This window comes from Bradyrhizobium sp. 139 (assembly GCF_023074175.1).
Taxonomy (GTDB): Bacteria; Pseudomonadota; Alphaproteobacteria; order Rhizobiales; family Xanthobacteraceae; genus Bradyrhizobium.
The window spans coordinates 122,668-136,014 of the sequence record NZ_JADPKS010000037.1; the positions used below are offsets into that span (position 1 = coordinate 122,668).

At 65.4% G+C, this 13,347-nt stretch carries 13 protein-coding genes; 4 read left to right on the forward strand and 9 right to left on the reverse strand.

Going from position 1 to position 13,347, the window contains the following annotated elements:
* Positions 1-155 precede the first annotated feature (155 nt).
* Positions 156-1,784 (reverse strand): chaperonin GroEL, encoded by a 1,629-nt coding sequence (gene groL, locus IVA80_RS10150; protein ID WP_247428729.1) that lies wholly within the window; start codon positions 1,782-1,784, stop codon positions 156-158.
* 186 nt (positions 1,785-1,970) lie between these two features.
* Complete coding sequence (locus IVA80_RS10155) at positions 1,971-2,267, reverse strand: co-chaperone GroES (protein ID WP_247428731.1); 297 nt, start codon at positions 2,265-2,267, stop codon at positions 1,971-1,973.
* Between the two features lie 330 nt (positions 2,268-2,597).
* Here IVA80_RS10155 and IVA80_RS10160 point away from each other — a divergent pair, with 330 nt between their 5' ends.
* Positions 2,598-3,119, forward strand: coding sequence for a hypothetical protein (locus tag IVA80_RS10160; protein ID WP_247428732.1), 522 nt, complete (start codon positions 2,598-2,600; stop codon positions 3,117-3,119).
* Between the two features lie 201 nt (positions 3,120-3,320).
* Here the strand turns inward: IVA80_RS10160 and IVA80_RS10165 are convergent, their stop codons facing one another.
* The gene (locus IVA80_RS10165) at positions 3,321-4,100 is read right to left on the reverse strand and encodes a protein phosphatase CheZ (RefSeq protein WP_247428734.1); all 780 of its coding nucleotides are present in this window, start codon (positions 4,098-4,100) and stop codon (positions 3,321-3,323) included.
* A gap of 312 nt (positions 4,101-4,412) precedes the next feature.
* Between IVA80_RS10165 and IVA80_RS10170 the strand changes: the two genes are divergently transcribed.
* Positions 4,413-5,213, forward strand: coding sequence for a L,D-transpeptidase (locus IVA80_RS10170; RefSeq protein ID WP_247428736.1), 801 nt, complete (start codon positions 4,413-4,415; stop codon positions 5,211-5,213).
* A gap of 169 nt (positions 5,214-5,382) precedes the next feature.
* Here IVA80_RS10170 and IVA80_RS10175 read toward each other — a convergent pair whose 3' ends face one another.
* The 6 genes from IVA80_RS10175 to IVA80_RS10200 all read right to left on the reverse strand — a co-directional run bounded on the left by IVA80_RS10175 (position 5,383) and on the right by IVA80_RS10200 (position 11,446).
* Positions 5,383-6,213, reverse strand: coding sequence for a DUF2076 domain-containing protein (locus tag IVA80_RS10175; protein ID WP_247428738.1), 831 nt, complete (start codon positions 6,211-6,213; stop codon positions 5,383-5,385).
* A 125-nt stretch (positions 6,214-6,338) separates the two neighbouring features.
* A complete protein-coding gene (locus IVA80_RS10180) occupies positions 6,339-7,184 on the reverse strand; it encodes a ChbG/HpnK family deacetylase (protein WP_247428741.1) in 846 nt (281 codons plus the stop codon).
* A complete protein-coding gene (locus tag IVA80_RS10185; protein ID WP_247428744.1) occupies positions 7,181-8,227 on the reverse strand; it encodes a glycosyltransferase family 2 protein in 1,047 nt (348 codons plus the stop codon). Before IVA80_RS10185 ends, IVA80_RS10180 begins: the two co-directional genes overlap by 4 nt.
* Positions 8,228-8,313: 86 nt before the next feature.
* Positions 8,314-9,291, reverse strand: coding sequence for an ATP phosphoribosyltransferase (gene hisG, locus IVA80_RS10190; protein ID WP_247428746.1), 978 nt, complete (start codon positions 9,289-9,291; stop codon positions 8,314-8,316).
* A 3-nt stretch (positions 9,292-9,294) separates the two neighbouring features.
* Positions 9,295-10,446 (reverse strand): ATP phosphoribosyltransferase regulatory subunit, encoded by a 1,152-nt coding sequence (locus tag IVA80_RS10195; protein ID WP_247428749.1) that lies wholly within the window; start codon positions 10,444-10,446, stop codon positions 9,295-9,297.
* A 229-nt stretch (positions 10,447-10,675) separates the two neighbouring features.
* A complete protein-coding gene (locus IVA80_RS10200; RefSeq protein ID WP_247428751.1) occupies positions 10,676-11,446 on the reverse strand; it encodes a 16S rRNA (uracil(1498)-N(3))-methyltransferase in 771 nt (256 codons plus the stop codon).
* 209 nt (positions 11,447-11,655) lie between these two features.
* Here IVA80_RS10200 and IVA80_RS10205 point away from each other — a divergent pair, with 209 nt between their 5' ends.
* Positions 11,656-12,315: a hypothetical protein gene (locus IVA80_RS10205; RefSeq protein WP_247428757.1), complete on the forward strand. Its 660-nt coding sequence runs from the start codon at positions 11,656-11,658 to the stop codon at positions 12,313-12,315.
* Positions 12,312-13,244, forward strand: a complete 933-nt coding sequence (ubiA, locus tag IVA80_RS10210) for a 4-hydroxybenzoate octaprenyltransferase (protein WP_247428753.1) — start codon at positions 12,312-12,314, stop codon at positions 13,242-13,244. Before IVA80_RS10205 ends, ubiA begins: the two co-directional genes overlap by 4 nt.
* The last annotated feature ends 103 nt before the right edge of the window (positions 13,245-13,347 follow it).

A 13,347-nucleotide genomic window follows, 5' to 3' on the forward strand; every position in this document is an offset into this window, starting at 1 on the left:
GCGGTTTTCCGAAAGGATCATGCTCAAACCTTGGAATCGCGGCGCCACCGTAGTGGGTTTTGGCCGCCGGTTGAATTGGAAAGCGGAAGGGCAGGGTCGGCAAAAAAGAAGGCCGCCCGGAGGCGGCCTTCGCAACACCGTAACGGAACGGAGGCTTAGAAGCCGCCCATGCCGCCGCCGCCCGGCGCGGGCGCGGCTTCCTTCTTCGGCGATTCGGCGACCATGGCCTCGGTGGTCACCAGCAGGCCGGCGATCGAGGCGGCGTCCTGGAGCGCGGTGCGGACCACCTTGGCGGGATCGATGATGCCCTTGTCGACCATGTCGACATAATCCTCGTTCTGGGCGTCGAAGCCGAAGGTCTCGGACTTGTTCTCCAGGATCCTGCCGACGACGATCGAGCCCTCCACGCCCGCATTCTCCGAGATCTGGCGGATCGGAGCTTCCAGCGCCTTCAGCACGATGTTGATGCCGGCCTGCACGTCGGCATTGGCGTTGCTGAGGCGACCCACAGCCTTCTTGGCGCGGAGCAGCGCGACGCCGCCGCCGGGGACGATGCCTTCCTGCACCGCGGCGCGGGTGGCGTTGAGCGCGTCCTCGACGCGGTCCTTCTTCTCCTTGACCTCGATCTCGGTCGCGCCGCCGACGCGGATCACCGCGACTCCGCCGGCGAGCTTGGCGAGGCGCTCCTGGAGCTTCTCACGATCGTAGTCCGAGGTGGTTTCCTCGATCTGGGCCTTGATCTGGCCGACGCGGGCCTCGATCTCCGGCTTCTTGCCGGCGCCCTTGACGATCGTGGTATTCTCCTTGTCGATCACGACCTTGCCGGCACGACCGAGCATCTTCACCGTGACGTTCTCGAGCTTGATGCTGAGCTCCTCGGAGATCAGCTGGCCGCCGGTGAGGATCGCAAGATCCTCGAGCATGGCCTTGCGGCGGTCGCCGAAGCCCGGCGCCTTGACGGCGGCAACCTTGAGGCCGCCACGGAGACGGTTGACGACCAGGGTGGCCAGCGCCTCGCCCTCGACGTCCTCGGCGATGATGACGAGCGGCTTGCCCGACTGCACCACGGCTTCCAGCACCGGCAGCATGGCCTGGAGGCCGGACAGCTTCTTCTCGTGCAGGAGGATGTAGGCGTCCTCGAGCTCGGCGGTCATCTTCTCGGCGTTGGTGATGAAGTAGGGCGACAGATAGCCGCGGTCGAACTTCATGCCCTCGACGATGTCGACCTCGGTGTCGAGCGACTTGTTCTCCTCGACGGTGATGACGCCCTCGTTGCCGACCTTCTGCATCGCCTGGGCGATCATCTTGCCGATGGCGGCATCGCCGTTGGCCGAGATGGTGCCGACCTGGGCGACCTCGGAGGAGGCGGCGACCGGCTTGGCGCGCTTCTCGATGTCCTTGACAACGGCCGACACCGCGATGTCGATGCCGCGCTTGAGGTCCATCGGGTTCATGCCGGCGGCAACCGACTTGGCGCCTTCGCGCACGATCGCCTGCGCCAGCACGGTCGCGGTGGTGGTGCCGTCGCCCGCGAGGTCGTTGGTCTTGGAGGCGACCTCACGCACCATCTGGGCGCCCATGTTCTCGAACTTGTCCTCGAGCTCGATCTCCTTGGCGACGGTGACGCCGTCCTTGGTGATGCGGGGCGCGCCGAACGACTTCTCGATGACGACGTTGCGGCCCTTCGGGCCGAGCGTCACCTTGACGGCGTTGGCGAGAATGTCGACGCCGCGCAGCATGCGATCGCGCGCGTCTCCGGAAAATTTGACGTCCTTGGCAGCCATTTCTTGCTCCTGAAAAACTTGAATCGATGAGGCGCCGCAGTTTTTCCTCGTCATTGCCGGGCTTGACCCGGCAATCCATCATCTTGCGAAACGATGGATGCCCGGGTCGTCTGGCGCGAAGACGCGCTTCGCGCTTCTGCCCGGGCATGACAATGGAGCATTCAGCGGCTGTTCAGGCTGATGGCCTTAGGCCATTACGCCCATGATGTCCGACTCCTTCATGATCAGGAGCTCATCGTTGTCGATCTTGACTTCGGTGCCCGACCATTTGCCGAACAGCACGCGGTCGCCGACCTTGAGGTCGATCGGGATCAGCTTGCCAGCCTCGTCGCGGCCACCGGGGCCGACGGCGACGACCTCGCCCTGGGACGGCTTTTCCTTGGCAGTGTCCGGAATGATGATGCCGCCCCTGGTCTTTTCCTCGGCGTCGATACGTTTGACCACGACACGGTCATGCAGCGGACGAAATTTGGATTTAGCCATGACGTTTCCCTTTGGAGGCTCGCTTCGGAGATAGTGGAAGTGTGTGGAGCGGCGCTTCCGTCCACCCTCTTGCCGAGGATCGAACGGCGCGCTTAGCAATCGGGCTTTCCGAGTGCTAATAGTGCGTCCGGAAATATGGCTTGGCCGCGATCCTGTCAAGCAAAGGTGGTTAAGCGATTGGTGAGGCGGATATAGGATTGTGTCTACAGAAACCTATTGGTCGCGCTGGCGTATAAAGGACGTCATTGCTCCGACAGCGGTTTTGCGCTTGGCTGCAGGAGGGATGCGGTCGTGGTCTTGTTTGGGGGGCGGTTTGCTCGGGGGAATGTCATGATCAGTTCAGCTCACGCACGCACGGTCGCCAATCTGGCGGCCGCCTTTTGCCTGGCGCTGCTGCTTGGCGCCTGCGGCGGCGGTATGAGCCTGCCGTCCTTCTCGTCGTCTTCGCCGCCGCCCGAGGCTGAGCCCGGCACCGGTCCGGAAATGCCGGCGAGCATCCGCGCCGACGAGATCGTCGGCCGCTGGGGTCTCGCCTCGTTCCAGAACCCGGCCGACCGCGCCCGCACCGAGGCCGCGGCGAGGGCGCAATGCAAGAATCCCTACGTGATCACCGCCGGTTCCTCCGGCGGCGTGATCATGCATCTCGCCGACCAGGCGACGCCGCAGGAATTGCGGCTGAAGGGCTCGCCCAGCGGCAAGAACTATATTGGGCCGGCGGGTCCCACCCCCGGCGAGCAGGACCGCGAGATCGTCTCCTTTGACGGCCGCGTCCTGATCACCCGCTTCATCGATAAGGACGCCGCCACCCGCTACGGCAACATGGTCTACGTCCGCTGCGCGCCAAGGGCGTAGTCGAGGTGCCGGCCTAACCACGCGTCATTGCCGAGGAGCCACCCGGTCCGGCTTTCGGCCGGCCGGATGATAAACTCCGCGGCGGGGCAATCCAGGCTGTTTCCGCGGAGGCAACCTGGATTGCCTCGCTCGCTCGCAATGATGAGACAACAAAAACGCCGGCTTTCGCCGGCGTTTTGTTTTTCTCTTCGTCGCGTCCGCTCAGTCGAACAGCGCGTCGATGTCGTCCTGCGAGGCGTGACCGACGTCGCCGGCGAGCTTCGGGCCGTTGAGAAGCTTTTCGTCATCGCTGCGGGTGTCGGCCTGCGGCACGACGTGGGACTTGATCGCGTCGACGCCGCCCCAGATCTCCATCATCGAGTTGATGTGCTGCTCGATGAATTTCATCGTGCCCATGACCTTGCTGATGCGCTGGCCGGTCAGGTCCTGGAAATTGCAGGCCTCGAAGATCGAGATGACGCGTTCCTGGATGTCGTCGGCGAGTCGCTTCTGCTGATCGGCCGATTGCACCTTGGACATCGCGCTGGCCGCCTGGTCGATCGACTCGGCGGCTTCGAGGATCTGCTGGGTCGCCTGTTCGGTGCCGCCGACGACCGCGCCGAGCTCGCCATTGACCTTGGCCATTTCGCCGCCGTCGAAGCTCTTGCCGTGCAGCGTCGCGATCTCGCGCTTGGTGCGGTCGATGGCGTCGTGGATGAGGTCGAGCTCGACCTTCAGCTTCTCGCACTGCTCGATCTGAGCCCGATAGGTATCGAGCATCGTGCGCGCGTCGGAAAGCTCCTGGGCGGTGGAGGCGTCGATCGCCGCCATGGCCGCGCTGCCGGACAAGGGCGCAGTGCCCTTCGCCATCTGTGCGCGGATCGCACGCAGCTCCGCCATGATCTCGCCATGCATCGGGATTGCCTCTTCGGTTACGTCAAGAATCGGCATCTCGCCACGGACGATATCCTCGACACGAAAACGTTTGCGGTGAACAGCCATCAGGATACTCCCCCACCTCACTCACGCGTCTTTGTAGGCAGAAGCGATTTAACACGAAGTTCACAGCAGGAACGGTGGCGCGGCCGCGCACGACGGGGCGCAAACGAGCGGTTAACCAAGCCGCTTCGCCTTCACCGAAAATAAACGCTGATCGCCAAATTGCCGCTCTGTTGACGACGTGGTGAATCGAAACGTCGCTTCCGTTTACCAAACGAAACGGCTTTTGCTCTCTATTGACCGCGTCGCGGGTGCCGGTCAGCCAGACGCACTCCAGGGCAATGTGATCTAGACGAAACAGTACAGAGTACGTCGATGTTCAAGAAAATGTCTGTCGCGCTGCTTGGCAGCGCTTGCACCTTCATTGCCGGCGCCGATCGCGCTAGCGCCTTCGACAATACGGTGCCGAACGATCCGCCTGCGGTGCTCTACCAGCCCCAGGTGCCGCCGGCGCCGCTACGCGTCGCCTCCAATGCGGACATGGGCGGCGGCTTCATCGAGTTCCTGTTCGGCGACGGGCCCGGCCGCGGTCCGGCCTACGCTCCGCAGCAGCCGATGTATCAGCAGCAGCCCGGCTATTACGACCAGCGCCGCCTGCCGCCGATGGGCGAGCCGCAGATGCAGGGCGCCGGTTTGCAGCAGGAGGCGATCGATCCGCGGCAGCGTCAGCTTGATCCGAAATTCGAGAAACAGCTTGTTGACTATAGCGGGAATGAAAGCGCCGGCACCTTGGTGGTCGATACGCCGAACAAGTTCCTCTATCTCGTCGAGGGCAACGGCAAGGCGATGCGCTACGGCATCGGCGTCGGACGCCCCGGCTTCACCTGGTCCGGCGTGAAGTCGATCACGGCCAAGCGCGAATGGCCGGACTGGACGCCGCCGGCGGAAATGATCGCGCGCCGACCCGACCTGCCACGGCACATGGAAGGCGGCCCGGAAAATCCGCTCGGCGCGCGCGCGATGTATCTGGGGTCGACGCTCTACCGCATCCACGGCTCCAACGAGCCCTGGACCATCGGCACCAACGTCTCCTCCGGCTGCATCCGCATGCGCAACGAGGATGTCATCGATCTCTACGGCCGCGTCAATGTCGGCACGAAGGTCGTGGTAATGTGAGGTGTTTCTTTCGCCTGTCCCCGCGTGCGAGGAGAGGCCGGAATTCGGGCGCAGCGCGAATTCCGGGTGAGGGGGTCTCCGCGAGTTCAGCTCTCACCGGCTATGCAGATGGAGCCTCTCACCCCGATCCTCTCCGCATAAGAATGGGGAGAGGGGAGAAGATAAGACGTCACGCGTAATCGCTGCCGCCGTCGTCTCCGCCGTCGAAATCGCTATCGTCGGCTATGTCCATATTGCCGTTGTCGTTATCGCCGTCGTAGCTCTGATCGTTATTGTCCCGATCGTTCGACGCCTGATCTGCGAAGCCCTGGCGGGAATTGTCGCCGTGGTCGCGGTTCGAACCGATGTCGTTGAGGCCGGCATCGCGCGCGAGCGAGCCGCCGGACTGGTCGCTACCGCCCCATGGGCTGCCGCCGCGATCGCCCGAAGCGTTGGTGTCGCCGAAGGCCTGCTGGTGCGATCCGCCCATCATGCCGCGGATGCTCGAGAGCAGCAGCGAGCCGCCTACGACGCCGGCCGCTGCCGCCGCTGCCGTGCCGAGGAAGGAGCCGCCGCCCCCGCCCATCGGCGGAGCGCCATAACCTTGCCCTTGGCCCTGACCGGGAGCCTGTCCGTAAGGCGGCTGGCCATAGCCCGGCTGCGTCTGCTGCATCGCCTGGCCGCTGTTCCAGACCGGCCGCGCGTCACGCGGCGGCACGTTCGGAACCGAGCCGCGTGACGGGCTTCCGCCGAACAGCGTGTCGCGCATGGTATCCAGGAAACCGCCGGACTGCGCCTGTTCGGGCGCTTGCGCCGCTTCCAGCTCCTGGATGCGGACATGGGCGCGCTTCAGCGCTTCGTCCTGCAACAGCACGGTCTGCACCAGCGCATAGATCGCGCCAGGCGCCTTGCGCAGGCCGTCGGAGATTGCGGCGATCGCGTCGGGATCGCGCGGTGCATTTTCCAGTTTCGAAAGCCGGTCGAAAAGCTCGTCGACGAGCTGGCGTTCCTGCGGCGTCATGATCAGTCTCCATCGCGCAAAACAAGCGCGATGGAGATGTAAGGTTCCATTGTGGCCCCAACAGTGCCGGTCGGATTAAATTTCGGTATGCGACAAGCTGCCTCGCGGCTTGCTTTCCGCCCGTTTCACCCCAGCGTGACGCCGCTGTCCGCCAGCAGGCGCGCGAAGCCATCGCCGGCAAGATAAGCGTGCTCGCGCTCGCGGACGTCCGTCATCGGGTCGAGACCGGTGAGGATTTCGTCGACGAAGCCGGGGTGGCACATCACGAGGCCGCCGTCGGGGAGGCCCGCCAGGAATTGCCGCATCAGCTCGCCGAAATCGGCGGCCCGGGTGAAGTCATAGGCGCCGGCGAAGCCGGGATTGAAACTGAGGCCGGCGGCGCCGGCACGGCGGCGGAACTGTGCGCTGAGGATGTCGAGCACCATTGCTTTTGGTGAAGCCAGCCGCTGCGCCAGGGCCAGGTCCCGGCCGCCCTGGCGCACCCAGGCTTTTGGCGCGATCTCACTGACGGCATCGACAAAGCCGTCGCGCACCTGCGGATAGAGCTGCACATGCTGATGACCATCGACGAAGTCAGGCGCGCGCCCGAACGCTTCCGCGAACGCCGCCAGCTGCGCCTTGACCTCGTTGCGAAAGAATTCGCGGTCGAGCCGGCGCGCAAGACCCGCGCGCAGCAGCTTCGGAAACGGCATGAACATGTCGCCGTCCAGCGGCCGGAAATGCATGGTGAGCGGCCGGAACGGCGCCGACAATGTCACGTGCAAGCCGATCGCGCAGCGCGGGCTGGCTTTCGCTGCCGTCTGGAGCGCCTCGATCTCGCTGCGTTCGATCGCGGGGCCAACCATCATCACCGAGGTGGCATTGAGACGGCCGCGTTCGATCAGGTCGCGGATGGCGCGATTGACGCCCGGGCTGATGCCGTAATCGTCGGCGCAGAGCCAGATCCGCCGCGGCGGCGTGGCCGCGCTCATTCGGCGGCCGTCCTCTTCGGGGCGGCGTCGGCCTTGTCGGTCTCGAAATGCTTTTCGCTGTGCTCGGCGACGAAGTAGATCGGGCGCGCCTTCAGCTCGGAAAGGATCTTGCCGATATATTCGCCGACGATGCCGATCATGATGAGCTGCACGCCGCCGATGGTCATCAGGCCGATCACGAGCGAGGGATAGCCGGGCACCTGCTTGCCCGTGGTCAAGACCTCCCAGAGGATCGACAGGCCGAACAGGAAAGCGCCGCCGGCGAGGATCACGCCGAGCAGGCTGGCGAAGCGCAGCGGCGCCACCGAGAACGAGGTCACCCCTTCGATCGAAAGACCAAGCAGACGCGCGGCGCTGAAGGTTGTCACGCCATGGACGCGCGGCGCGGGCTCGTAGTCGACGCGGATCTGGCGGAAGCCGATCCAGCTCGCGAGGCCTTTGAAGAAGCGGTTGCGCTCCGGCAGCTGCCTGAGTGCTGCGACCGCGCGCGGCGACAGCAGGCGGAAATCGCCGGCGTCTTCAGGGATCTTTTGGCGCGCGCCCCAATTGATCAGCGTATAGAAGCCGTGTACGGCGACGCGGCGCAGAAAGGGCTCGTTGTCGCGATGAGCCTTGGCGGTATAGACGACGTCATAGCCGTCCTCGATCCAGTGCCGCACGAGTTGTTCGACAAGGGCCGGCGGATGCTGACCGTCGCCGTCCATGAACATCACGGCGCCAAGCCGGCCATGGTCGAGGCCGGCCATCAGCGCCGCCTCCTTGCCGAAATTGCGCGACAGCGAAACGACCTGGACGTCGATCGCGTCGGCCGGCAGTGACCGGGCAATCGCCAGCGTCGCGTCCGCGCTGCCGTCGTCGACATAGACGACCTCGCAAGGGAGCCGATAGCGCTGCCGCAAGGTCTTTGCGATGTCGCAGATGCGCTGGTGCAAGCCGGCCAGGCCCGCCGCCTCGTTGTAGACAGGGACGACAATCGACAGCCCCTTCGCGGCGGTGCTGGCCGCAGTGGTCGTCATGCCGGAAATGTCAGAGCCCAGCGTCATTGATCAAGGTTCCAGGGGCGTCCAATTGTTGTCGACAGCATATGGTAGCTGCCGCTTGCTGTCGCTACGCTGAACGGACCCGAGGCTCACTGCCGCAGGAACGCCTCGAGCCTGGCGAACAGCGGGTTCTCCCGGTCGAACACATAGTCGAGCGAGACCACCGAGACCGTCTCGGCGCCGTGGTCGCGCAGGAAACTCGCGAGTGCATAGAGCTGTCCCGGTGGGCAGTGCAGGGTGAGCATGCCCGACGAGGTCGGCCCGCCAAAGGGGGCCTCGACGCCGAAGCGCTCGTGGGCCTCAGTGAGCAGGGCCGCGTCGCATTGCCGGAAGCGGGTACGAACCTCGCGGTTTTTGTTGGCCCGCGCCCGCGCCGCGATGTGATCGAGGATGACGCGGGCGGTCTCCCGCGCCTGCGGCGACCAGTCGGCGTCTTTCGAAGCGACCAGATTGGCCTGGCTGCGCAGGATCATGCCGTCATCGAGCACCCTGAGCCCGTTGGCGGCGAGCGTCGCGCCGGTCGTGGTGATATCGACGATCAGCTCGGCGGCGCCGGCCGCCGGCGCGCCCTCGGTGGCGCCGGTGCTTTCGACGATGCGGTAGTCGGTGATGCCGTGGCTCGAGAAGAAGGCGCGGGTGAGATTGATGAACTTGGTCGCGACCCGCATCCGCATGTGATGCTGCTCGCGGAAGCCGGTGGTGACGTCGTCGAGGTCGGCCATGGTGCGGACGTCGATCCACGCCTGCGGCACCGCGACGACGACGTCGGCATAGCCGAAGCCGAGCCCTTCGATCAGGGATACGCGCTTGTCGGCATCCGCGATGTTCTCGCGCACCAGATCTTCGCCGGTGACGCCGAGATGCGCAAAGCCGCGTGACAGTTGCGAAGCGATCTCGCTCGCCGACAGGTACGCGACCTCGACATTGTCGAGGCCTGCGAGCGTGCCGCGATAGTCGCGCGCGCCGCCGGCCTTCGACAGTTTGAGCCCGGCGCGGGCGAAGAATGCCTCGGTGTTTTCCTGAAGGCGGCCCTTGGAGGGAACGGCCAGGACGAATGGCGCGCTCATGACTTAGGCTCCCACCTTGCGGCCGATCCGGGTCAGCGCGTCGACCCAGACCGAGAAGCCGACCGCGGGGATCGGCTCAGCCGATCCGAGCTGGGTCATCAGCCCGTCATAGCGGCCGCCAGCGACCAGCGGCTCGGCGCCGTTGCCCCTGTGATGCAGCTCGAATTCGAAGCCGGTGTAGTAGTCGAGGCCGCGCCCGAACGCGGTCGAAAAGCGCGTTTGCTTCACGTCGATGCCGCGCGCCGCCATGAAGCCGACCCGGCTTTCGAACTGGTCGACGGCGGCAGTGAGATCGAGCTTCGCGTCCGTGGTGAGCGCGCGGAGCTCGGCGATGGCATCGTCGGGATTGCCTGCGATCGACAGGAAGCGCTTGAGCACGGCGATCGCCTCGCGCGTCAGCGCGCCGCCCTTCAGCGTCGACTGCTCCAGGAACCGGTCGGCGATCTCGGCCGTGGTGCGGCCGCCGACATTGGTGGTGCCGGCGATCGACATCAGATCGGTGACGAAGGCGAGCGCCGCCTTGCGGTCGGAGCCGGCGAGGGCGGCAAGCACGCCTTCGTATTCGCTGCGGGTGGCGGTTGTCGCGGCCGCCAGCCGCTCCAGATCCTGTTCCAGGCTGATCTTGCGGTTGAAATCCTTTACCAGGCGGCGGCGCCAGACCGGATAAAGATCGAGCGCGTCGAGCAGGGCATTGAACAGCGCGACGTCGCCGGTGCGGATCTCGGCGTCGCGGACGCCGAATGCGGCAGTCGCTTCCAGCGCCAGCGCCAGCATCTCGGCGTCGGCCGCGGCGCGATCCTGGCGGCCGAACGATTCGATGCCGGCCTGCAGGAATTCGCTGGCCTGGCCGCTACGGTAGCGAAACACCGGACCGAGATAGCTGAACCCGGCTGGCTGGCCCGCGCGGCTGGAGGTGAGATAGTCGCGGGCGACAGGAATGGTCAGGTCCGGGCGCAGGCACAGCTCCTCGCCGGACAGGTCCGTCGTCAGGTAGAGGCTCTTGCGGATGTCTTCGCCGGAGAGGTCCAGGAACGGCTCGGCCGGTTGCAGGATCGCGGGCTCGGCCCTGACATAGCCGGCCTGCGCGAACGACAACAGCAGCGTATCCGCCCAGGCGGCGGAACCGGCAGCATTGGAGGTGGCAGTCGCAGTCATAACGGGGGTCCATCGTCCGGGTGGAACCGGGCAGGGCAAGTGACAGGGCAAGTGAAAGGACGGGAATTGCCGCAGCCCTTAGCATGGCCCGAAAGCGGTTTCGACCTCCAAAGGATCAATCGCTTAACGGCCAGCCAATGCGCCCGGCCGCGAAGCAGGTGCCCCCTCTCCCGGAAGCGGGACAGGTTGACGAAGCCCGCGGCGCGATCGATGTGGTCTCGTCTGGGTTCTAGGCCGATTCGCCGCCCCAATCCCCCAACACTGCCTGCACCAGCGCCAGCGCGGCCACCGCGGCCGTGTCGGCCCGCATGATCCGGGGGCCGAGCGCCAGCCGCAGGAGTTTCGGCTGCCGCAGCAGCAGCGCGCGCTCTTCCTCGGCAAAGCCGCCTTCGGGGCCGATCAGCACGTCGATGCCAACTCTGCCCTGGTCATGGCCGGCCTCGCGCGCGCTTTGCAGGCTCTGAACGGGGTTTTCGACCTCCGCCGCCTCATCGCAGAAGATGAGCAGCCTGCCCGCGGCGCGCTGGCTGAGGAAGCGCTCCAGCGGCATCGGCTCAGCCACCGCGGCGATGCTGAGGATGCCGCATTGCTCGGCCGCCTCGACGACATTGGCGCGCATCCGCTCGGTGTTGACCCGGGAGACCTGGGTGAAGCGGGTCAGGACCGGCTGAAGCGTGGCGGCGCCCATCTCCACGGCCTTCTGCACCATGTAATCGAGCCGGGCATGCTTGAGCGGCGCGAACACGTAAGCGAGGTCGGCAAGCCGGTCTTGGGGCCGGATCTGCTGGAGGATGACGAGGCCGTCCGGCCGCTTGCGGCCTTCAATCGCGGCCTGCCACTCGCCATCGCGGCCGTTGAACGCCAGGACCTCGGCCCCGGCGGCAAGCCGCAGCACATTGCCGAGATAATTGCTTTGGTCGCGGTCGAGCGCGACCTTGGCGTCCTGGGCCAGGGGGACGTCGACGAACAGGCGGGGGGCGCGAAAATCGTGGGTGGGCATCGTTCAAAGGTCCGATTTGCTGCCGTTCTTAACCGAAAGCAGCCATTTCGGGGTAAATATTGCCAAATCGGTGGTTCGGCGCGCCGCGCTCTTGCCCTATTCGACGGGTTGTTAAGGACCAGCGGGAATCGTAAAATGGTGAGCGCGCTGGTTGCGCTTCAATTGGGAAGACGCCGAACCCGTAAGCTCCTGCCGGAGAGACTGCCTTGATAATCCGTCATTTGATGGTTCCGATCACTGCCGCCATGGTCACCATGGGCGCCGCGGGAGCCCATGCCCAGGGATTCCCGGCGCCGCTGCCCGGCCAGGCCGCCCCCAGTTCCGCGTTTCCGCCCGTGAATGGCTCGGCACCGACCGCTTCCGTCGGCGGCGCACCGCAATCGTCCTTTCCCGTGAACGGTGCCGCACCCGTCGGTGGCGCCGGTGCTTTCAGCGCGGCCCCGCCGACGCAAGCCGGTCCCGGCGAGGACTGCATGAAGACCTTCATGCCTCTGCGTGAGGAAGCCGAGAAGCGCGGCAAGCTGATCAAGGCTGCGAGCGATCGTCACGCCCCGCCGGACGAGGCCTGCAAGCTGATCCGCAACTTCAGCCAGGCTGAAGGCAAGATGATCAAATACATCGAGTCCAACGCTGCCAAATGCGGAATCCCGCCGCAGGTCGGCGCACAGATGAAGGACGGCCACAAGAACACCGAGGCCATGCAGACGAAGGTCTGCAACGTGGCGCAGCAGATGCAGCAGCAGCCGCGCGGTCCGGCCGGTCCGTCGCTGAGCGAGGTGCTGGGTTCGGGCTCGGCGCCTGAGGCCAATGCCGGCAAGAAGGGTGGCAGTACCTTCGACACGCTTAACGGCAACGTCCTCACCCGATGAGCGACACATCCGCCCGCGTTGCCGATTCCACCGGCAACTGGGTCGATACGCTCGCGCCGCGATGGGCGCGGCCTTACCTGCGACTGTCGCGCTTCGATCGTCCGATCGGTTCCTGGCTCCTGCTGATGCCGTGCTGGTGGTCGGCGGCGCTTGCCGCCGGCATGGCGCATGACGTCAGTCGGCTGCCGCTCACCATCGTCCTGTTCTTCATCGGCGCCTTCGTCATGCGCGGCGCAGGCTGCACATGGAACGACATCACCGACCGCGACCTCGACGACAAGGTCGAGCGCACCCGCTCGCGGCCGTTGCCGTCGGGCCAGGTGACGACCAAGCAGGCGCTGGCCTTCATGGTCGCGCAGGCGCTGACCGGTCTCGTGGTGCTGCTGCAGTTCAACCGCTTCGCGGTCCTGACCGGCATCGCCTCGCTTTTGATCGTCGCGATCTATCCCTTCATGAAGCGCATCACGTGGTGGCCGCAGATCGTGCTGGGCCTCGCCTTCTCCTGGGGCGCCCTGATGGGATTTGCCGTCACCTTCGGCCGCATCGAATTGACCGCGCTGGTGCTCTATGCTGGATCGATTTCCTGGGTGATCGGCTATGACACGATCTACGCGCATCAGGATGCCGAGGACGACGCGCTGATCGGCATCAAGTCCACCGCGCGCCTGTTCGGCGCCCACACGCACCAGGCGCTGATCCTGTTCTACGGGCTCGCGGTGATGCTGATCGGTCTCGCGCTCGCCTCCGGCGATGCGCGTTGGCCGGCCTGGATCGGGCTTGCCGCATTCGCCGTGCATCTGGCCTTGCAGATCGTGCGGCTGAAGATTGACGATCCCGAGCTCTGCAAGCGGTTGTTTTATTCGAATCGCGACGCGGGGCTGCTGCTGTTTGCGGGATTGTTGGCGGATGCGGTAATGCGGGCTTCGTAACGCTGTAGATTCCATGGGGCGGTGAGCGGGCTCTTTCCGATAGGTTTGGGTTTCCACACTCGAACCATCGGAGAGTTTGATGCAAGCATCGATCGAGAGCACG

Bases quoted from the DNA above. Each gene is read 5' to 3' on its own strand.
- groL (WP_247428729.1), bottom strand. From the start codon at position 1,784: ATGGCTGCCAAGGACGTCAAATTTTCCGGAGACGCGCGCGATCGCATG.
- IVA80_RS10155 (WP_247428731.1), bottom strand. From the start codon at position 2,267: ATGGCTAAATCCAAATTTCGTCCGCTGCATGACCGTGTCGTGGTCAAA.
- IVA80_RS10160 (WP_247428732.1), top strand. From the start codon at position 2,598: ATGATCAGTTCAGCTCACGCACGCACGGTCGCCAATCTGGCGGCCGCC.
- IVA80_RS10165 (WP_247428734.1), bottom strand. From the start codon at position 4,100: ATGGCTGTTCACCGCAAACGTTTTCGTGTCGAGGATATCGTCCGTGGC.
- IVA80_RS10170 (WP_247428736.1), top strand. From the start codon at position 4,413: ATGTTCAAGAAAATGTCTGTCGCGCTGCTTGGCAGCGCTTGCACCTTC.
- IVA80_RS10175 (WP_247428738.1), bottom strand. From the start codon at position 6,213: ATGACGCCGCAGGAACGCCAGCTCGTCGACGAGCTTTTCGACCGGCTT.
- IVA80_RS10180 (WP_247428741.1), bottom strand. From the start codon at position 7,184: ATGAGCGCGGCCACGCCGCCGCGGCGGATCTGGCTCTGCGCCGACGAT.
- IVA80_RS10185 (WP_247428744.1), bottom strand. From the start codon at position 8,227: ATGACGCTGGGCTCTGACATTTCCGGCATGACGACCACTGCGGCCAGC.
- hisG (WP_247428746.1), bottom strand. From the start codon at position 9,291: ATGAGCGCGCCATTCGTCCTGGCCGTTCCCTCCAAGGGCCGCCTTCAG.
- IVA80_RS10195 (WP_247428749.1), bottom strand. From the start codon at position 10,446: ATGACTGCGACTGCCACCTCCAATGCTGCCGGTTCCGCCGCCTGGGCG.
- IVA80_RS10200 (WP_247428751.1), bottom strand. From the start codon at position 11,446: ATGCCCACCCACGATTTTCGCGCCCCCCGCCTGTTCGTCGACGTCCCC.
- ubiA (WP_247428753.1), top strand. From the start codon at position 12,312: ATGAGCGACACATCCGCCCGCGTTGCCGATTCCACCGGCAACTGGGTC.